Raw genomic sequence first — 19340 nt, 5'->3', positions numbered from 1 at the left:
ACTGGATTATTTTTATTCCATAGGAAACAAACAATTATGCACGACAAGGATCTCGCCACATGACCGCAGACACTGCGCCTATTGGAGAAATTGTCGAAGTTCACGGCCCCGTGGCGATTATTCGCTGCCCTCAGCTGCCGCCTCTGCGACGCGCGGTCTATACCCGTCTCGATGGCGACACCTGCATTTTTGAAGTGCACCGTCATATCAGCCCCAATGAACTCCAGGCGGTGACGCTGCACAGCACTCAAGGCTTGTGGCGCGGCATGCCGGTGTATGACAGCGGTTCGCCCCTGCATGTTCCCGTAGCGGAATACTGTCTGGGACGTCTGCTGAATATCTTCGGCGAGCCGCTTGATGGCGGTCCCGTCATTGAAACCGATCACTACCGCAATATCCATCACTCACCTGCTCCGCTTAACGAACTGACGGCCCAGGGCGACCTCCTGCCGACCGGCATCAAAGTGGTCGACCTTCTCTGTCCGTTTATACGCGGCGGCAAGGCGGGCCTGTTCGGCGGCGCCGGCGTGGGAAAAACCGTGCTGATCATGGAGTTCATGCACGCCATCGCGCACCTTCATCAGGGCGTTTCCGTATTCTCCGGGATCGGCGAGCGCATTCGCGAGGCGCACGAACTTTGGCGTGATATGCAGGACGCCGGCGTCATGGATCGCGCGCTGTTGGTGTTCGGGCAGATGGATGAATCTCCTGGCGTGCGTTTTCGAGTCAGTTTATCCGCCCTGGCGTATGCAGAATATTTTCGCGACAGCCTGCGTCGGGACGTGCTGCTGGTAATGGATAACGTATTCAGATTCGTGCAAGCCGGCGCTGAAGTCTCCAGTCTGCTGGGCCGTATGCCCGCCACGGTGGGCTATCAACCGACTTTGGGCAGTGAAGTCGCCGAACTGGAAGACCGCATCACCTCTTCTCTGCACGGAGCCATCACCTCCGTGCAGGCGGTCTACGTTCCCGCCGACGACATGACCGACCCGGCGGTGACCACCATTTTAAGCCATCTGGACACCAGCGTGATTCTATCCCGCACCCAGGCGGCGAAAGGGCTGTATCCCGCCGTGGACCCACTGCTATCCGGGAGCAAGGCTTTGGACCGCCATACCCTTGGCGCCGCCCACTACACTGTCGCTGAAGCGGTGCGCGGACATCTCGCCCGCTACAAAGAACTGGAAGACATCATCGCCATGCTGGGCGTGGAGGAGTTGTCCGCCGAGGATCAACAGGTCGTGGCCAGAGCCAGAAAACTGCAACGTTATCTCACCCAGCCCTTTGTCGTCACCGCCGCCCATACCGGCATGACCGGGGCCTCCGTAGAGTTGAAACAGACCATTTCCGACTGCGACGGCATCCTGGCGGGTCGCTATGACGACTTCAGCGAAGACCAGTTTTACATGCGCGGCGGATTGGAAGGATTGACGTCGTGACACCATTCACCGCCATTCTAAGGGACAGCGACCAAGAGTTACGCATTGACGATCTGGTTTCCTTTCGTAGCCGTGACGCCAGCGGCGCTTTCAGCCTGCAGGCGCGTCATGCCGACTTCCTCACCTTGACCGAGTCCGGGCTCAGTCAATTGACGCGCAGCCAGGGAGCGCAATTTCTGGCGGCCACTGGCGGCTTGTTGGAGTTTGAGAAAGGCGTGCTTTACTTCAGTACGCGACGTTTTTTTATTGACGCCGACGCAGACATTATCCAGCAGCGCTTAATGGAATGGCTGACCAATGAGAAAGAGCGCCGCGCCAGTTCTCACGTCCATTTGCAACAGCTGGAGCACGAGCTGATGCGTCGCCTGAGTCGCGCCTGAAATAACTGACGAGGAAACCAGTGAGCCATGGAATACAAACGCTTGCGGGATAATCTGGAACGGGACAAAGCCCGACTCGACAAGGCTGGCCGGGAACGCTCTACGCTGATGCAGGCCACTCGCATCCTTGGTGTGCTGGGTTTTCTGTTTGTATTGCCTGTCATCGGGGGCGCTTACCTGGGGCATTGGCTGGACGGGCTTGGAGAAGGTTACTCCGTACGCTGGACAGTCGGCTTTATCTTGCTGGGAATCGTCGTTGGCGGCGTCAACGCCTATCTGGCGTTACGGGAATAAATCATGCGCGTCAGCCGACCCGGATTTTCTTTTAACTACACAGGGCATCGCAAAGGACACACCTATGAATGACGGCGTATCGACTCCGGTATGGCTGCATATCGGCCCGCTGGCGATCCATGAAACCGTGGTCACAACCTGGCTGATCATGCTTGCGCTGGTCGTCGCCAGCATTCTGATGACGCGCAGACTTTCTCTTCAGCCGGGTCGCGTACAAGCCATGCTGGAAGGCGTCGTTCTGACGCTGGAAAACGCCATCGCCAACGCCGACAGCCGCAATGCGCGGCGCTTGTTGCCGTTGATAGGAACCTTCTGGATATTCCTTCCCGTGGCCAATCTGCTTGGCGTCATTCCCGGCATGCATTCGCCCACTCGCGACCTGTCAGTCACCGCCGCCCTGGCGCTGGTCGTGTTTTTTGCGGTGCACGCCTATGGCGTCCGCCAATCGGGCCTGGGCTACTTTAGGCACTACCTGTCTCCCAGTCCGATCCTGCTGCCGTTTCACATTATCAGCGAAATCACCCGCACCGTAGCGCTGGCGATTCGCCTGTTCGGCAACATCATGAGCCTGGAAATGGCGGCGCTGCTGATTCTGCTGGTGGCGGGTTTTCTGGCGCCCGTTCCGATTCTCATGCTGCACATCATTGAAGCGCTGGTGCAGGCGTACATCTTCGGCATGCTGGCGTTGATCTATGTCGCCGGCGCCATGCAACAAACAACGGAATCCCCCGTAACGACCTCGTCACGTTCAAACTCAGGAGCCCCTTAATGGAGACCATGAACAGCTTTGTATCTTTCTCGACCGTCGCCGCGATTATCGGCATTGCGCTGGGCGCCATGTTACCCGCCCTGGCCATGGGTAAAGCCATCAGTAGCGCGCTCGACGCCTTGGCGCGTCAGCCCGAAGCGGAAAAGTCGATTACCCGCACGCTGTTCATCGGCTTGGCGATGATTGAATCCCTGGCGATCTATGTGCTGGTCATCGTACTGATCGTCTTGTTCCGCAATCCGCTACTGGAGTACCTGCTGCCAGCGCAATAATTCCGACCGGCCTAGAAGGAAAATACCGTGGAACTGGATTGGACCACCGTCGCACTGGAAATTATCAATTTCATAATTCTGGTGTGGTTACTGAAACGCTTTCTGTACCGCCCCGTGCTGAACATCGTCGAGCAGCGGCAAGCCAACATCAAAGCCTCTCTCGATCAGGCTCGCGACGCCCAAGAGCAGGCCGACGCTCTCAAGCGCCAGTACAGCGAGCGTCTGCAGACCTGGGAACAGGAGAAGCAGGAAGCCCGTCATAAACTGCAGGAAGAACTCGCCCGCGAAAAAGCAGGCAAGCTGGAGTCATTGCGAGTGCGTCTGGATCAAGAGGTGGACAAAGCCCGCGCAGCTCGCGAAAGCCAGAACCAGCAGTGGCGCAGAGAGACCACCGAGCAGGCGTTGCAGATGGGCGCAGGTTTCGCTTCCGCATTGCTGCAGCCACTGGCCGATCCTCACCTGGAAGAACGCTTGGTCAATCTGTTCTGTGAGCGGGTCAGCGCATGGCCCCCGGAGCGACTCACTGGCCTGCGCAATGGCGGCGACATCGAAATCAGCACCGCCTATCCATTGCAGGAAAACACCCAACAGCGTCTGCAGGAGACGCTGCAAACGTTGGCGACGGACCATCGCTCCATACTCTTTCAACAGGACGCAAGTCTTCTGGCCGGCGTCAGAATCGCTTCTGGAGGCTGGACGCTCGGTCTGAATCTGGCGGATGAATTAAGAGGTTTCGCCGAGTCACACCATGAATAATCTCTCTGATCCCATGCAAGATCACGATCCAAACAAAGATGACCGCGCGCTGCGGCGCACCCGTGACTGGATATCCGACTACTCCCCTGACGTTCGCATACAGGAGCGCGGCGTGCTGGTGTCCGTCGGCGATGGCGTCGCCTGGATCAAGGGCCTGCCGTCGGCGCGCATGGAAGAATTGCTGGATTTTGAAGACGGCAGCCAGGGCATGGTGTTCGATCTTTGCGAAGAGCTGGTCGGCGCCGTCATTCTGCAACAAACCGGCTCCCTGACCGCCGGACAAGAGGTGCATCGCACCCGTCGTCCCTTGGGATTAATGGCCCATGACAACCTGCTTGGTCGTGTCATTGATCCCACCGGCCGACCTCTGGACGGTCAACCGCCCTTGCATGAAGGCGCCTGGGTTAACCTTAACGCCCCCACTCCAGCCATCGTTGAACGGGACTTCGTGCACGAACCGCTTTATACCGGCATCCGCATGATCGACGCAATGATTCCTATCGGCAGAGGACAGCGGCAATTAATCATTGGCGACGAAGGTCTGGGACGCACTTCCATCGCGCTGAATGCGGTGTTACATCAGAAAGATAAGGACGTTCGCTGTGTCTACGTGCTGATCGGCCAAAAACGAGGCGCGGCGGTCAATGTCATGCAGACGCTGCAGCGTCATGGCGCGGACGCCTACACCACACTGGTGGTGGCTGACGCCGGCTCGCCCCCCGGCTTGCAGTATCTGGCGCCGTTCGCCGGATCAGCGCTGGCGTCGCACTGGATGCGCCAAGGACGCCATGTATTGGTGGTGTATGACGATCTCTCCAGCCATGCGCGCAGCTATCGGGAGCTGTCTCTGTTGCTGCGCAGGCCTCCTGGGCGCGAGGCCTATCCTGGGGATGTGTTCTCTGTACACGCACGTCTACTGGAGCAGGCGACCTGCCTTTCGCCCGAGCAAGGCGGGGGCAGCCTCACTGCATTGCCCATTGCGGAAACCCAACAGGGAGAAATCGCCGCTTACATCCCCACTAACCTGATATCCATCACGGACGGCCAGATCTATCTGGAGCGCAGCCTGTTCGCCGCCGGCGTACGCCCCGCCATTGACGTGGGGCGCTCCGTATCGCGCATCGGCGGCAAAGCCCAGCACCCCGCCATCAAACATGAAGCCGGCCGCATGAAGCTGGACTATTCCCGTTTTTTGGAACTGGAAATCTTTACCCGTTTCGGAGCCAAACTGGACCCAGGCATGCAGACCATTATCAAACGCGGCCAATTGCTCCGCGAACTCCTCAAACAGGACCGATTCGAACGCTTTTCGCCGGAACAGGAACTGGCCTGGATGATTGCCTACAACGAAGGGCTTCTGGACGACCATAGCCTCACAGACATCCCTTCAGTGTTGCTAAAGATACAGTCCGGGCTCAATTCTCGCCTGGGTCTGGAAACGCCCCGTGAAGACTGGACGGCGGCGCTCCAGGAAATGCTGACGCACGCGGACGACTGAACCGTGCCAAGCAGACGCCAGTTGCAGAGTAAGAAAGAGCTGTACGCCACATTGAATAAAATCATGGCGGCGCTAAAAGCCCTCGCCTATGCGGAAACCCGCAAGTTACAGCGACAGATTCCGCCGCAATTGGCGATCGCCGAGCGCATGCGCGCCGCCATAGCAAAACTGCAGCAACATTCTAGTGAGGACAGGCCGCTCAACAAGCTGGTCATTGTGATGGGAACAGAGCGAGGTTTTTGTGGCGATATCAACCGTCGTCTGCTCGACGCAACCACTGAGATGATGAGGGCAGCGCCATGTGGCGTCATTTTGGTGGGCGACCGGTTATATCGCCATGCCCACGCAAACTTTGAAGTGCTGGCGCAAGTCTCGGGACCTTCCGTGGCGGAAGACGTTGAATCGGTCACCGATGAGCTGGTCACTCTTCTGTCCCAACACAGCGAACGCTACCCATTAACCGAGGCGGAGATTCTCTACTATCGGGAGCAGGATGGACATCCCCGCCGATTTCCACTTTTCCCCAAGCGGAATCATGGAGGCGCCGCCGCGGCCATAACTCCCATGATGTACCGTCCTGCGCCGGAGTTGTTGCTGGAACTGATCCCCATGTATCTATTCGCCTCTCTACAATCCTGTCTCAAGGATGCGTTGCTGGGGGAAAACAGGAAACGACTCAGTCACCTGGAATACGCAACACGCCACTTGCAGGAGCGTATGAATGCGCTAACGCTACAAACCAATATGCTGCGTCAGGAAGAAATTATTGAGGATATAGAGGCTCTGTTATTTGTGGTGGCCGACTGACGCAGCGCTAGGGTGTGGTCAACTTCTCCAACACCTCTTCAACTTGACGCGTCTCTTCGTCAGTGAGCGCTTTGTAGCCTCTTAGATAGGGCCAGCCATATCCCCAGCGAAAGCCAGTCGGCCAGTATGGCGACCCACCGACGCGCACACCGGCTTCCATCACAAATGACAGGCTTTCCTCTCCTACGCCGGCGACGCATTGCTGCAAGGCTTTATCCGCCTGTACGCGCTCTTCGTATGTTCCACCTCTCCAGTAGGCGAGGTCATGCTGATAGCAGCAGTCAAACCAAAGATTTTCTTCACTGAAGGAGCCATCGGGAAACAAACTGCAGCCATCGCTGACGAAAGGCTTGAGTTCCTCTCCGACGCATAAGGCGGGAGCTAGCAATAATAACGACAAAACAATATTGCGGGCGAACATAGAGCAATCGATCCAACACCGGTAATCCTGCCCGTAGCTTATGCCAGAACCCTGCGTATTACAAAGCGCAACCTGTCCTCCCACGTTAGCGCTAAAGCGGATCAATCAGGCAAGGTGGCCGTTCTTCAAACGATACCCACCACTCTTGCCAGGACCGCATCATGCTGCTTTGTCTCTTCTTGATTTTTATCGGCTGTTTTATTCTGGAACGTGTGCACACCGGTTGGCGTCTGCCACAGGTAAAGACCTGGTGGTTTCGCGTATTACTGGTGAATGCATTCCAACTGGCGGTGGTCCTGCTGGCAGGCGTCACCTGGGAAATCTGGCTGTCCGCTTACTCTGTTTTCCATCTTTCGAATCATCTGAACCCTATCGCCGGCGGCTTTTTCGCGTACTTCATCGCCACCTTCGTTTTTTATTGGTGGCATCGCTGGCGCCATGAAAGCGACTTTTTATGGCGCATCTTCCATCAAATACACCACAGTCCCCAGCGCCTTGAAGTCATCACGTCCTTTTATAAACACCCGGGTGAAATGATCTTCAACTCAATCCTGGGCGGTCTACTGGTCTATGCGCTGCTCGGCCTGAACCCCGCCGCAGGCGCGGTATATACCTTCTGCACGGCGATTGGTGAGTTCTTTTACCACACCAATATCAAGACGCCGCGCTGGGTGGGTTACTTTTTCCAACGCCCGGAAATGCATCGTATTCATCATGAATACGGTCGCCACAAGAATAACTATGGCGATATTACCTGGTGGGACATGCTTTTTGGCACTTATGAGAATCCCAAAACCTGGAATAAAACCTGCGGTTTCGACGACGCCAAAGAACAGCGCCTATGGGATATGTTGATGTACCGCGACGTCCATAAGGAATAAAGACCTCCCACTCAAAATAAGCAGGAGGCGTTAGCGCTAATAAAATAGCGCAATCCCTTGAATTGATGTGTAATACGGGTTATCAATGCAGCGCGGAACCCAACGAGAGAGGCGCAATGAAACATCCCCTGAAAGTGTTCACCGGCAACTCCAACCCAGCCCTGGCCTACGAAATATGCGGGCATTTGGGGATAGATCTAAGCCCCCTGCAAATCTCACGCTTCTCCAACGACAACCTGTTTGTGCAGATCCAGGAAAACGTGCGCGAGCGGGACGTATTTGTGGTGCAGCCTTTCACTGAGCCGGTCAGCGAACACATCATGGAGCTGCTGATTACGCTGGACGCCTTACGCAGCGCTTCCGCCCGCCGTATCACCGCAGTCATTCCCTATTACTCCTACGCCCGTTCCGACAAGAAGGACGCCCCCCGCATTTCCATCGCCGGAAAGCTGATGGCCGACTTGCTGCAAACCGCCGGCGCCAATCGGGTGCTGACCATGGATTTACACGCAGACCAGGTGCATGGCTTTTTTAATATTCCCGTCGATCACCTGACCGCCGTCCCGCTGATCGCCGACTACTTCAAAGCGAACTACGACCTGAGCCGGATGGTAGCGGTTGCAACAGACGCTGGCGGCGCCAAGCGGGCGGGACGCTTTTCCGAACGCCTGAATATTCCTCTGGCGATCATCGATAAGCGACGGGTCAGCGACACTCAGGTCAAACAAGGACATGTCGTGGGCGACGTAAAGGATATGGACGCCGTGATTTTCGAAGATGAAATTTCTACCGGCGGCACGCTGATGTCCACCGTCAAAACCCTGCAGCAGGCAGGCGTACGCAGCATTCATGTCGGCGCCGTGCATCCAGTGCTTTGCGGTCCCGCCATCACCAATCTGCGTGAAGCGAGCATTTCATCTTTGGTCGTCACTAATACGGTTTATCTACCGGAACAGAAACAACTGGAGAAAATCACCCAACTCTCCGTCGCCTCCCTAATGGCGGAGGCGATCAGCCGAATCCATTCCGGGGAGAGTGTGGGGGCTTTGTTTAGTTAATAACGGAAGCGATTAACGGAACAGACTATTGTTGACGGGGTCCCACCAAGAAGCCAGATACGTGGACTTCTTGTGCCACGCGCTAATGTAGCTCATCGCCTCATCAATAACGCGCTGAGGCAAAGGCGTATTACTTTGTGAGTCGTAGCAGGCTTCATCGTAGCCCACGTTTTTCATGTACGCTATTTTAGCCATCGCCCGCATCCGCTGGGACACAGTTGGGCTGGGCGTATACTTGGTTATATTGACCGTAGGTATCCCCAGAAACGCGCCAAAATCCATTCCCCCACTCATCATGCCTATCGACGCAAAAACCCCCATACCGTGCGCGCAAAGTAACATGCCACCCTGGCTGACATAAGAAGCTTTCAATGTGTAAAGCGTGTTTTGCACAGGAGTCAAATCAATCGCCTTTGCAGGAACCTTCTTGATATCCCGGAGGTCGCCAACAAGCACCGCCACAAGACCTCGCGCATCTAGCGCTTCCACAACCTGCTGCAAAGACGCCTCTGATGTACCTCGCCGGTCCTTGCTACCGCGCCGGACCCACACCAATACTTTGTTTCGCTGTATATTGCCCAAAAGACGGTGCAGCTGACCTTCAATGCTTGGATTAACCGGGCTACAGGCGAATACAAACGCCTTTCTGATTTCTTCACGAATTAACGGAGGTCCAAGCTCATCGAGGTGACTATAGGCAGTAAGAGTGGTGCGGTTTGTCGTGAGAGGATCGTCTTTATTCTGTCGCTTAAGCTTAGAGTTTATTGGATGAAATCTATGTAAAAAGTGTAGTATCTGCGCGTCGGAAACAATATCGCCTGGCGGCTCCAGGGAATCAATAATTAACTCCACATCCGACGCCTTCCCGACGTAACACATCGCAACCAGCCATGCAGCAGTGTGAAGAACTTCTCCGAAGCCGTTGGTTGCGAGAACGGCCTGAGTCCTTTTCAAATCATCCGGATTAATTGCGAAATCCATCGTTTCATTTCCTTGGGCTACTAAAACATAGCATTAGCGCCAAAAAAGATGAAAACGCCTCACGTATAAAAAATAATTGCATGAAATATAAGAGTTATTTCACGAAGCAAAATTCACGGAAAGCTCATTTAGATTCCGGGGTGAAAGCTTTCAGTTATGCATTAAACTTATTCCTGATACGCCACATGAAAAGGACAAACTATGTCTCTTAGCAGCACCGTTATGGAAAACTCATTATTTAGCAAAAGAGGAAAGCTTGGCGTACTGCTGGTCATAATAGCGATCGCGCTATGTTCCTTCAGACTTCCCGCAGCAGAAATAAAAGTAGTCACCACCGACTTCCCCCCCTATTCCTTTGAAGAGAGCGGCGAAATCCGCGGTATGGCGACGGAAGTGGTGAAAGCTGTGTTAGCGAAATCTGGCGTCGGTGTGTCTTCGTTCCGCGTTTACCCATGGGCGCGGGCTTATAAACTTGCTCAGACCGAGCCCAACACGCTGATCTACTCCATCGCCCGTTCCTCCGAACGAGAGCCGATGTTCAAGTGGGTCGGAGAGATTGCGCCGTTTCGGGTCAACCTCTACAAGCTGAGAAGCCGGTCAAACATCACTATCAGCAGCCTGGAAGACGCCAAACGCTATGTCGTCGGCGGTGAGTATCAGGATATCAAGCAGGATTATCTGGTTAAGCAGGGCTTCGAGGTGGGTAAGAATATTGTGCTGATGCCGGAAGACGAGCTCAACATTCGCATGCTGTTCGCCAAGCGCATCGACCTGATTCCATTCAGTGAGTTCAGCCTCCCCATCATGTTGAAACAAGAAGGTTTTTCCCCTGCGGAGGTAGAGAATGTGCTGACGTTGGACGACATTTCCTACAACCTCTATATGGCTTGCAGCCTGGAGACGCCGGACGCAACCGTAGACAGTCTCAGGCTCGCGCTGCAGACGCTATGGGATAAGGGAGAAATCCAGGCGATCCATCAGAAATACCTCACCCCCGAGTAATCGAGCCTCTCACTGTGATCGCCGCAGATGTATAATCCCCGCCGGAATCAGCGGAGCAACCCCCATGGCGTTAAAAGCAACCATCTATAAAGCCGTACTGCATGTTGCAGATATGGACCGGAACTATTACGAGGACCTGACACTCACCGTCGCCAGACACCCTTCAGAAACCGACGAACGCATGATGCTGCGTCTGGTCGCTTTCGCGCTGCACGCATCAGATCGCCTGCAGTTCACCAAAGGCATCAGCACGCAGGATGAGCCGGATATCTGGGAAAAAAGCCTGAGTGATGAAATCGACCTGTGGATTGATCTCGGACTACCGGAAGAAAGCCGCATTCGCAAAGCCTGCGGTCGCGCCAGGCAAGTCATCATTTACGCCTATGGTGGTCGAGCCGTTCCGTTATGGTGGCGGAAAAATCAGGACGAACTCGCCCGCTTTGATAACCTGCGCATCATGGAAGTCAGCGCAGAGACGACCAAACAACTGGCGGATTTGGCGCAACGCGCCATGGATCTGCAATGCACCATTCAGGATGGACAGGTCTGGCTGAGCGACGCCTCCAACAGCGTCGCCATCGAACCCGTCAGCCTGTTTCCCGCATAAGGCTTCGCTTACGCTGCGAGCGGCGCGCGCTTTCTGGCGCGCCGTGCGCTCATTTCCCGCCGCATCAACAACAAACCGCTCGCCGCGATCAGCAGAGCGCCGATTAACGCCAACGACGCAGGCGTTTCCTCCCAGAACGCATAAGCCAACGCCATCCCCCATACCAACTGAGAGTACTGCATCGCACTGACCGTACTGGGTGATCCACTCTGAAATGCAGACAGCACCAACAAAGTCGCCAAGGCGTAGCACACTCCGCCCGCCGCACTGATCGCCAGCGCGGTCATATCAAAGGAGAACAGAGACCATCCGGGCCAGCATCCCGTCACGACAACGATCAGGCTCAGCCCATAAACGGCGAACGCCAGAGGATGCTCCTGGTCTTTGTATTTTGCGACCATTATGAACGCTGCCGCTTCAATCATGGCGCTCGCCAAGGCGGGCAATAAAGCCATATTCACCACACCAAAACTTGGCGAGAGCACAATCAACGCGCCAACAAAGCCCATCAGCGCCAACATGAAGCGTCCCGTATCGAAGCGCTCCATATTCATCGCCATCGCGAATACCGCGACAAACACAGGCATGGTCAGAATCAGACTGTACGCCTCCGTTAAGGGCGCAGCGCCATAGCTGTAAAACGCCAGGGCGTCGACCAGCAACAGCATGACGGCCCGAACTAAATGCAGGCCCGGCCGCGATGTCTTCAATAGCGTCCAGCGTGGAGCCACCCATACCGATAACGCCAGCAGAGCAAACAGGCAGTTGAAGAAAATGACCTGTGGCAACGGGTAATTCGCCAACAAATGTTTGATGCTTAAGTCCATCCAGGTAAAAAAGAAAAAGCCGCACAGGGCCATCAGCGCCGCTCTCATAGTCGCCCCCTAAAATCAGTCCTACAACACATCGCACACGCCAATCCCTCAGATCAGCAGTGCGAGGCGGAAAATTTCACTTGGGATAGCTTGCGACAGCGTCTAACATTTGTGAAACGAGTTTATTTTTATTAATTAATAAAATTATTTTATGAATTTATCTCATCACATCATCGCCCATCTTCCCTTTCTCGCCGCGGTCTATCGCGCGCGCAGCTTTACCCGCGCGGCGGAGGAAATGCACGTATCCCAGGCGGCGGTGAGCTACCAGATTCGGCAGTTGGAGCAAAAGATCGGGGTTTGTCTGGTCGTGCGCCAATCCGGTAGCCGCATCCATCTGACCCATGCCGGACAGAATCTGGTGGATGAGTACTTGGTCAGCGAGCAGCGCCTGCAGGCGACTCTCGACAGTCTGAGTGGTGAAAGCCTCAGCGGCAGATTAAAGGTCACCGCCCCCGTCGACTTCGGCAGTCTGGTTATGCCTGCCGCCATTGCGGAATTGGAGCGTCTGGCGCCTGCGCTGCAAATAGAGTTACACGTCAGTGACGACCTTATCGATCTTGTCGCGCAGCAGTTTGACGTCGCAATTCGCTCTCCTGCGACTGGCGTCGGGTTGACGCATCACCTGCTGACGACCTCCAAAAAACAGGTGGTGGCCGGCAAAGAGTATCTGCAGCGACGGGGTATTCCGGCAGCCCTAGCAGATCTAAGACATCACCGCCTGCTAACACGCGCCAACGGCAAAGCCGCCAGTTGGGGACAGTTATTAAAGCAGAATGATCTCAATCTGGATGCGATGCCGGAGCGCATGCGCCTGGGCAATACCTTCGCACTGGCGGAAGGCGTTCGCAATAATCTGGGGGTGGCGATATTGCCCAGCTTCGCTGTGGGGCGGGATATCGCGGAAGGCAAGGTCATTGAGCTGTTTCCGTCCTATAGCTCGCCGCTACTGACGGAGTTTTACTTGAGCTATCCGCCGTCAGCGCCAATCCGCAAGCGGCTCGCAGCGCTGGCGCAAGCCATACAGGCAGTGATGGTTTCCGAGCGTTTCAGCGACGGATTCATCGAGGCGGACGGACGCTTGAGTGACTAAAGACGCTCAACGCAAACGCCCCATGTCATCGTCTTCGGATAACTCCTCCGCTTTGCGGCATTCTTTGTCCGTTTGCGTTTCGTCGCAAACCGGATGCTGAGTTTGCGGGTCAGGCCGATGATGCGACGCGCAGGACAACAACACTAGCGCTAATAAAGCGACCAACGCAGGCCGTAGCCAACGCAACTTCAGTCTAAACAGCTTTTTCACTTGAACTTTCCTTTTAATTTGCACTCGTCAATCAGGCTGCGCACACGCTCATCCGTCAATACATTTTCTCGCGCCCATGCAAAGTCTTTACTGCGTCCTATCGCAGGGGCTTGATAGGGTTGGTAATCAAAGTCGGCGAATTGGACGCTGACCTTGAGCAGACAAGCGAAAAAATAAGTGACTTCTTCCGCATTCTCCAACAGCGACGCAAAACGCAGTCCGTTTCTGGCGATACTCCACTGGAAGGGCTCTTCAGCCAGCAGCTCTTTAGTACGCGCCAGAAAACAGGATTCATGGAAATAACTCAGGGTTTCTGGATCTTTCGTCCACACGCCCTGGCGTTTCGACGCATTGAGATAGCAGGCGAGGATATTCTGCCGCAACTTATAACGGATGACTAAATTAGCCAGTTGCGCCTGCTCAAGAATATCCAGTGCGGACTGGTATGCCTGAATCGCTTCTCCGCGATACGCCAGCATACGCTGGCCCTGATTGCGTTTACGCGCGCCAAGGCAACGGTCAAACAATATATCTCCCAGCAACCACCACAAACGCGCGCCCCCCACAGGCTCGCGCCCTGCAATCCTCAACTCATGACGCAGGAAAAACTCCAGACGCCCGATATTCTCCTCCTGCGACAGGTCGCCATTACGACGAAGCAAGTCCTCGTACAGATCGAACATGCCTTCCAATGCCGCAGGAAACGGATTGGGAAACTCCCTTTCATGCAAAGCATTGATAATGTCCACCGTATTTTTATTGGGTTTATGGTGGGGATGGTGATAGTTCGCCTTCAGCGTTTTGATATCCGGGCCAGCCTCATACTGGGCCACAAACGCTTCCCATGTCCAAAGACGTTTTAAGCGATGAATTTTGTTAAAAGTTGTAGTCATTTATGTTCTGCAAAATGTCAAGACCAGTTTTTGCTATGAAACTGGTTTTTTAGGCCTCTTTCCAGATCGCTATGCTGACCGGGAATCAAAGGCTGCGTCAAGCGCCGCTACCGCCGCAATCAGCACTAGGAACCGATCATGAAAAAACTTGCTTTAGCCGCTATCACTCTTCTTTACCTCAGTGGCTGCGCCACCTCTTCTCACTTCAATCGCGCCGCGATGGAAGGAATATCCGCCGAGTCTGGACAGCCCAAAGAGTACGCACGGGCTGACTCGGTCAAAGAAATCGACGCACTGAAACCGCAAGCCGAGCTTCCATTGCGGTTGTACGTACCACAACCCGCCAATGACAACCCGTGGAGCCAGGAGGAGATTGAGGAAATCGAGTCATGGAAGCCCTTCTTGAAAAAAAACGGCCTGGTGTCTGAATTATTTGTCGCGCCGGAGTCGTCGCGCAGAAACTGCTATCAGTATGACAACTGCCAACTTGAAGAACAGCGCATGGAGGCAGCGCGCTTTCAGGCGGACGCCTGGCTGGCTTTCGACATCAACAGCAGTGAAGAGGAATACGCCAACCCTTTGAGCATTCTCAACATCACACTGGTCGGCATGTGGGTGGTCCCGGCGCATCACACGTCGTCGGACGTGCGCCTGGAAGGCTCTCTGGTGGATGTTCGCAACGGCTATCTCTACGCTTTCGCCCGCGCCTTCGGCAAAGCGTCTCAAACCCGACCATTCATGTACTCAGAAAGGTATGAAACCCGACGCCTCGCCCGTCTGAACGCGTTGAAAAATTTCGGCGAGCGACTCAAACAAGAAACCCGCTCAAACGCAGCACCCGCTCTTTAACTCCTCGGCGACGTCCATTATTCTCAGGTAGCACGCCTCCCACTTTTCGTGGTCAGGCCAGAATCGATTGAGGGAGTGGACATGCTACGCGCCATAACATTGCTGTTGGCTTTGGGCCTGAGTCTCATGACACAGGCCCAGCGTCTGGAAACGATCACACTGCAACACCGAACAGCAGAGGACATGGCGCGCCAGGTTCGGGAACTGTACCCCGAGGATCAGGCCCATATCAGCGGACATCGCAACCAGTTGCTGATTCGGGCAGACGACTCGGTTATTGCGGAAATCCATGACCTGGTGATGCAACTGGATACTCCGCAACGGCAGTTTCTCATTACGGTCAGCCGTGACCGCAACCGGTTAGGAGAAAACAGCGGCTGGGGCGTCTCAGGCATCATCAGCAATGAAGGCGGATCGGCGCGGGTCGAAGCAGGCAAGAAAGTCTACTCCACCCAGGGCGGCGGGCAGCAAACGCTCACCGTCGTGGAAGGCTCTTCCGCCTTTATCAATACCGGCCAGAAGCAACCAGTCAGAACGACGCAACGGATCAATGGCCGACTGGTGGACAGCGTGGAATATCTGGATTTGAGCAGCGGCGTCTACGTAGAGCCCCGTCTGACCGGACAGAACCGGGTTGAATTGAAAGTCCGCTCACAAAGCAACGAGCGCGACGACATTCAACAGCAACGCATCAATACGTCTTCCCTGGACACCATTCGCGTCGTCCAGCTCGGCGAGTGGGTGGAACTGGGAGGCGCGTCGTTAACCAGCAGCCGCTCAGACAGCGGCATAACCTATTCCACACGCAGACAGAGCGCGGATGAACAAAGCGTTCTCATCAAAGTTGAGTTACTGGGGAATTAGCTATTCAGTAAAAAAGTCGTGGAAGTGGTAGCCCTTATTTTCCGGGCGCAACGATAAAGAGAAACGGCGAAAATCCTCTTTAGCCCAGTGGGCTTCCGTGACGACATCGATAGCCTTATCTACGTTGGCCGCCGTCGCCACAGCCAGATGCGTGCGAATGGTGACGCCCAGATAATCCGCAAAATCAACGCCGTTGAAATAATCATACAGAAGCACGACCGCCCAGCCGGCTTCGACAAAGTGCCCGCCCACACTATGGGACAGACGCCCGTCCTTTACCCCCTCTAACCCCTCATTCGACCAGTCTACACCGCCAATCAGACGCTCCGGCTCCCGCGCGACTGAGCGCGCCGCCAGGGCCATCAAGTCACTGGCGGCCCAAATCAGGTCCACCGAGGGATAGCGTTCCAACATTTTCGGAGCGCGGGCCGTCACTTCATCCCAATACCAGTTGGCGTAAACCAGTTGTTTCAGGCTTACCTTATCAGTGTGCTCTGACAGAAACCGCCGCAAACCGGCGTTACGGTCCAAAGCCGCAGTGGAATCCATGCCTCCACTGAACGCCAGCATGTCAAAGCTGCCCTTTCGCGGCCACTTTGCCTGAGCCTGTCGCAGTAACTCCGCCGCGACCAGATAGCCGACCTCCTCATCGTCGGGGTACATATGTCCCAGCCAATTGGGAAACTTCTCCGAACGCGGCTGTCCCACCAGAACCCGATCGCGTTCCGGCACACTGGTATTGACAAGAAATACGCCTACGTCTCGGGCATTAGCTTCCTGCAGGAGCTTTTCCGTAATGGAAAAAAAGTATCCAACAATAATCACCTTCGGCGGATTGGGACGCTGCAGCGCCTCCATGCCCATTTTCAGCACATTGAAGCGTTGATCGTTCCCGTACATGACTTCCAGTTTGACGCCCAGGTCCTTCGCCACGTCTTTGGCGAAGGCGCCGGTCTTCCCCCAGAAGATATTTTCAGCGGGAGACGGTGATATAAACAGGAAATAATCCGTATCGGACAAGCGTCCGACAGACGGAGCGCCAGCATGACACAGACCGGACGAAGCGATAACCCAGACGACAATGAAGCCGCGCAAGAACTTCATTACAGTTGCGAGATTCATAGTTATTTATAGATAAGGCACCTCCATTAAGAGTGGACCATAACCGCTAGTTTGCAAAGAATCCGCCCGGCGCCCACTGACGTAAAATATTTCCTTCCATGTCGGCGCTTCCTGATTGCGCGGCCTGCGCCGCCGTAATAGTATGCGCTCCCCGCCCCAAGACTCGGAGTGCACCATGTTACGGCGCTTTCTGACTACCCTTTACTTTTTATGTTTCTGCTCCTCTCTTTACGCCCGCGAGCTAACGGAGCGCAGCGACTGGCGCGAGTATTTCCGCAACGCCCAGGTTCAGGGCGTCTTCGTGCTTTGCAAACAAAATGCGGGCAACTGTCAAACCAGCGATCTGCAACGCGCCTCAGAGGGCTTCGTCCCCGCCTCCACATTCAAAATCCTGGAGGCGCTGATTGCGTTGGAGACCGGCGTTTTGAAAGACGGCCGGGAAGTGTTTCACTGGGATGGGCAAAAACGCCCGTTCAAAATATGGGAAGACGACTTCAGCTTACGTGGAGCCATGCAAAACTCCGTCGAGCCGGTTTTTCAGGAACTCGCGATAAAGATTGGCGAAGAACGCATGCGCCATCATGTCGCTCAAGTGAACTATGGTAACGCCGATATCAGCGGCGGCGCGGACCACTTCTGGCTTGATGGCGCGCTGCGAATATCCGCGGCGGAGCAAATTGAATTCCTGTCCCGCCTTTATTACGCCGGACTGCCATTTTCTGAACGCAATCAACTGATCGTACAAGAGGCGCTGCTGACCGAAGCCGCCAACACCTTTGTATTAAGGAGTAAAACCGGCTATAGCCTGGGCATGCCAGGATACAACGATGCAACCAAACCTGGTTTGGCCTGGTGGGTCGGATGGGTGGAAAAAGGCGCTGATCTGTATTTCTTCGCCGCCAATTTCGATATCGACAAGAATGAAAAGCTGGCGTTCAGAAAAAGCATTCCCCGACGCATCATGACATCGGAGGGGATTCTGCCATAGAGGCGTTATTCAGCCGGCGGACAAGTAGCGGCTTTTTATTTGTCTCGCCTGCGATAACAGAAGCGGCGGGCTTGTCGCCGCCATGTGAATAACCCATTTTTTTCGAGGACTGCTTATCAGTTTGCCCTGAAATTAAGTGCTAGCCTGCACAGTCAACAGCTGTCATATCGATTCAGCAACGCCTATTTCAGGGTAACAGCCATGCCACTAACAATAATAAAGTCGCAGTTCTCCCGTCGTCTCCACAACACAATTCGTTTCAGCCTTTTCGTCAGTCTGGTCGTCAGCCTGCACGGGTGTGCGACTTCCTGGTGGCAAGACGCGGAGCCCTCCGCGCCACAAGAGGAGATCAGCCAAGCGGAAGAGATTGTCGTCCCCAATGAGTCCATCTCTCAGACTCAGACTGCAGCTGTCTCCACATCTGAAGAAGCCCTTCAAGGCGACGAGTTCGAACAGTCTATGGTTTCAGTAGAAATCATCAGTAGCGAACCGCCATCTGCTGGACATGACACTGCGGCGTTAGCGCACGAGGATTCACTCCAACCTGCAACGCAAACCAGTAAAGAGCCCACTATCGTCACAAAGACGACAGCAGCCTCCGCACTTACGCCACCGACGGCGGAAGCCTCCCATGATCAACAGGCGACTTCACAGCCCATGCTGGCGATAGCGCAAGATTCAAAGCCTTCGCCAGAGCAAGCCAACGCTAAGGCGGTAGGGCAAAGTGAAGATGTTATAGATAAAGAAGCCGGGTCACTGAAGGTCGTGGAAGTCAAAGCTCAGCCTACCTCTATCGAACGTTCCTCCACGACAGCCGCGCTGAGTCAGAGCGTCGCTTCATTCGGCATTTGGACCCTGGAGCGCAACTGGGATGGAGAACACCCGGACAGCTGCCGACTCAGCACGCCAACCCGCCAGGTGGAAATCGGCGACCACACCTCTCAAATATGGTTATCCTTGGAGCCGGGCCGCTTTGTCGTTTACGCCTCATCAGACATTTTCCTGAAAAAGCGCGGCGTAGGCCTGCGCCTGGACCAGTCCAAGCTGATGACTTTCTCACAACAGGATTACCCTACCCGCACGCTTGTCTTGTCGGACCTGAGCGAGCAACTCGAAAAGAGCAAAATGCTGCACGTTTACTTGGTATTAGGCGAGCAAAAGTCGTCGCTTGCTCACCAGGAATTCAGTTTGCAGGATATGCGCAAAGCTATCCCCGCCCTCAAACGCTGCAATGGCTAAAAGCCTTGTTTTTCAAGGGCGAGCCGCTGGTTCGCCCAGGCT

23 protein-coding genes are annotated in these 19340 nt (G+C 55.0%); 17 read left to right on the top strand and 6 right to left on the bottom strand.

Features of this window, described 5'->3' with window-relative positions:
• Positions 1-59: 59 nt before the first annotated feature.
• The 8 genes from atpD (at position 60) to ACQYWX_RS03795 (ending at position 6215) form a co-directional block, all read left to right on the top strand.
• On the top strand, positions 60-1439 hold the full coding sequence (gene atpD / locus ACQYWX_RS03830) for a F0F1 ATP synthase subunit beta (RefSeq protein ID WP_431687940.1): 1380 nt from the start codon (positions 60-62) through the stop codon (positions 1437-1439).
• Positions 1436-1819: a hypothetical protein gene (locus ACQYWX_RS03825; RefSeq protein WP_431687939.1), complete on the top strand. Its 384-nt coding sequence runs from the start codon at positions 1436-1438 to the stop codon at positions 1817-1819. The genes atpD and ACQYWX_RS03825 overlap by 4 nt, the downstream gene beginning before the upstream one ends.
• Positions 1820-1846: 27 nt before the next feature.
• Positions 1847-2113, top strand: a complete 267-nt coding sequence (locus tag ACQYWX_RS03820) for an AtpZ/AtpI family protein (RefSeq protein ID WP_216736447.1) — start codon at positions 1847-1849, stop codon at positions 2111-2113.
• A 64-nt stretch (positions 2114-2177) separates the two neighbouring features.
• A complete protein-coding gene (locus tag ACQYWX_RS03815; protein WP_216736446.1) occupies positions 2178-2882 on the top strand; it encodes a F0F1 ATP synthase subunit A in 705 nt (234 codons plus the stop codon).
• Positions 2882-3154 (top strand): ATP F0F1 synthase subunit C, encoded by a 273-nt coding sequence (locus tag ACQYWX_RS03810; RefSeq protein ID WP_127968503.1) that lies wholly within the window; start codon positions 2882-2884, stop codon positions 3152-3154. Before ACQYWX_RS03815 ends, ACQYWX_RS03810 begins: the two co-directional genes overlap by 1 nt.
• Before the next feature lie 27 nt (positions 3155-3181).
• Entirely contained in the window at positions 3182-3910 is a 729-nt protein-coding gene (locus ACQYWX_RS03805) for a F0F1 ATP synthase subunit delta (protein WP_431687938.1), read from the top strand.
• Positions 3903-5408 carry a F0F1 ATP synthase subunit alpha gene (locus tag ACQYWX_RS03800; RefSeq protein WP_431687937.1) on the top strand — a complete coding sequence of 502 codons (1506 nt, stop codon included), beginning with the start codon at positions 3903-3905 and terminating at the stop codon, positions 5406-5408. The genes ACQYWX_RS03805 and ACQYWX_RS03800 overlap by 8 nt, the downstream gene beginning before the upstream one ends.
• Positions 5409-5411: 3 nt before the next feature.
• Positions 5412-6215, top strand: coding sequence for a F0F1 ATP synthase subunit gamma (locus tag ACQYWX_RS03795; protein ID WP_431687936.1), 804 nt, complete (start codon positions 5412-5414; stop codon positions 6213-6215).
• A gap of 7 nt (positions 6216-6222) precedes the next feature.
• Here the strand turns inward: ACQYWX_RS03795 and ACQYWX_RS03790 are convergent, their stop codons facing one another.
• On the bottom strand, positions 6223-6636 hold the full coding sequence (locus ACQYWX_RS03790; protein ID WP_431687935.1) for an FAD-binding oxidoreductase: 414 nt from the start codon (positions 6634-6636) through the stop codon (positions 6223-6225).
• A 161-nt stretch (positions 6637-6797) separates the two neighbouring features.
• On the opposite strand from ACQYWX_RS03790, the gene ACQYWX_RS03785 reads away from it, so the two are divergent.
• Together ACQYWX_RS03785 and ACQYWX_RS03780 are read left to right on the top strand one after the other, a co-directional pair.
• Positions 6798-7517, top strand: coding sequence for a sterol desaturase family protein (locus ACQYWX_RS03785; RefSeq protein WP_431687934.1), 720 nt, complete (start codon positions 6798-6800; stop codon positions 7515-7517).
• Positions 7518-7633: 116 nt separating this feature from the next.
• Complete coding sequence (locus ACQYWX_RS03780; RefSeq protein ID WP_431687933.1) at positions 7634-8575, top strand: ribose-phosphate diphosphokinase; 942 nt, start codon at positions 7634-7636, stop codon at positions 8573-8575.
• A 12-nt stretch (positions 8576-8587) separates the two neighbouring features.
• On the opposite strand, the gene ACQYWX_RS03775 is transcribed toward ACQYWX_RS03780, so the two are convergent.
• Complete coding sequence (locus ACQYWX_RS03775) at positions 8588-9556, bottom strand: hypothetical protein (RefSeq protein WP_431687932.1); 969 nt, start codon at positions 9554-9556, stop codon at positions 8588-8590.
• 201 nt (positions 9557-9757) lie between these two features.
• Between ACQYWX_RS03775 and ACQYWX_RS03770 the strand changes: the two genes are divergently transcribed.
• Together ACQYWX_RS03770 and ACQYWX_RS03765 are read left to right on the top strand one after the other, a co-directional pair.
• Positions 9758-10558: a substrate-binding periplasmic protein gene (locus tag ACQYWX_RS03770; protein ID WP_431687931.1), complete on the top strand. Its 801-nt coding sequence runs from the start codon at positions 9758-9760 to the stop codon at positions 10556-10558.
• A 64-nt stretch (positions 10559-10622) separates the two neighbouring features.
• On the top strand, positions 10623-11165 hold the full coding sequence (locus ACQYWX_RS03765) for a YaeQ family protein (protein WP_279504218.1): 543 nt from the start codon (positions 10623-10625) through the stop codon (positions 11163-11165).
• Between the two features lie 8 nt (positions 11166-11173).
• On the opposite strand, the gene ACQYWX_RS03760 is transcribed toward ACQYWX_RS03765, so the two are convergent.
• The gene (locus ACQYWX_RS03760; RefSeq protein WP_431687930.1) at positions 11174-12040 is read right to left on the bottom strand and encodes a DMT family transporter; all 867 of its coding nucleotides are present in this window, start codon (positions 12038-12040) and stop codon (positions 11174-11176) included.
• Between the two features lie 151 nt (positions 12041-12191).
• Between ACQYWX_RS03760 and ACQYWX_RS03755 the strand changes: the two genes are divergently transcribed.
• On the top strand, positions 12192-13133 hold the full coding sequence (locus ACQYWX_RS03755; protein ID WP_431687929.1) for a LysR family transcriptional regulator: 942 nt from the start codon (positions 12192-12194) through the stop codon (positions 13131-13133).
• A gap of 6 nt (positions 13134-13139) precedes the next feature.
• On the opposite strand, the gene ACQYWX_RS03750 is transcribed toward ACQYWX_RS03755, so the two are convergent.
• Both ACQYWX_RS03750 and ACQYWX_RS03745 read right to left on the bottom strand, forming a co-directional pair.
• Positions 13140-13343, bottom strand: coding sequence for a hypothetical protein (locus ACQYWX_RS03750; RefSeq protein WP_431687928.1), 204 nt, complete (start codon positions 13341-13343; stop codon positions 13140-13142).
• Complete coding sequence (locus ACQYWX_RS03745; RefSeq protein WP_431687927.1) at positions 13340-14176, bottom strand: hypothetical protein; 837 nt, start codon at positions 14174-14176, stop codon at positions 13340-13342. Before ACQYWX_RS03745 ends, ACQYWX_RS03750 begins: the two co-directional genes overlap by 4 nt.
• Before the next feature lie 198 nt (positions 14177-14374).
• On the opposite strand from ACQYWX_RS03745, the gene ACQYWX_RS03740 reads away from it, so the two are divergent.
• Together ACQYWX_RS03740 and ACQYWX_RS03735 are read left to right on the top strand one after the other, a co-directional pair.
• Positions 14375-15085: a hypothetical protein gene (locus ACQYWX_RS03740; protein WP_431687926.1), complete on the top strand. Its 711-nt coding sequence runs from the start codon at positions 14375-14377 to the stop codon at positions 15083-15085.
• Positions 15086-15166: 81 nt separating this feature from the next.
• Positions 15167-15949, top strand: a complete 783-nt coding sequence (locus ACQYWX_RS03735) for a secretin N-terminal domain-containing protein (RefSeq protein ID WP_431687925.1) — start codon at positions 15167-15169, stop codon at positions 15947-15949.
• On the opposite strand, the gene ACQYWX_RS03730 is transcribed toward ACQYWX_RS03735, so the two are convergent.
• Entirely contained in the window at positions 15950-17053 is a 1104-nt protein-coding gene (locus tag ACQYWX_RS03730; RefSeq protein WP_279504207.1) for an ABC transporter substrate-binding protein, read from the bottom strand. It lies immediately after the preceding gene.
• 193 nt (positions 17054-17246) lie between these two features.
• Here ACQYWX_RS03730 and blaOXA point away from each other — a divergent pair, with 193 nt between their 5' ends.
• Together blaOXA and ACQYWX_RS03720 are read left to right on the top strand one after the other, a co-directional pair.
• A complete protein-coding gene (gene blaOXA / locus ACQYWX_RS03725) occupies positions 17247-18059 on the top strand; it encodes a class D beta-lactamase (protein ID WP_431687924.1) in 813 nt (270 codons plus the stop codon).
• Between the two features lie 201 nt (positions 18060-18260).
• Positions 18261-19298 (top strand): hypothetical protein, encoded by a 1038-nt coding sequence (locus ACQYWX_RS03720; RefSeq protein WP_431687923.1) that lies wholly within the window; start codon positions 18261-18263, stop codon positions 19296-19298.
• Positions 19299-19340 lie beyond the last annotated feature (42 nt).

It is taken from the genome of Hahella sp. NBU794 (assembly GCF_050749805.1).
Taxonomy (GTDB): domain Bacteria; phylum Pseudomonadota; class Gammaproteobacteria; order Pseudomonadales; family Oleiphilaceae; genus Hahella.
The sequence above is the reverse complement of the archived record's forward strand: the minus strand, read 5'-3'. Positions and strand labels throughout refer to the sequence as shown.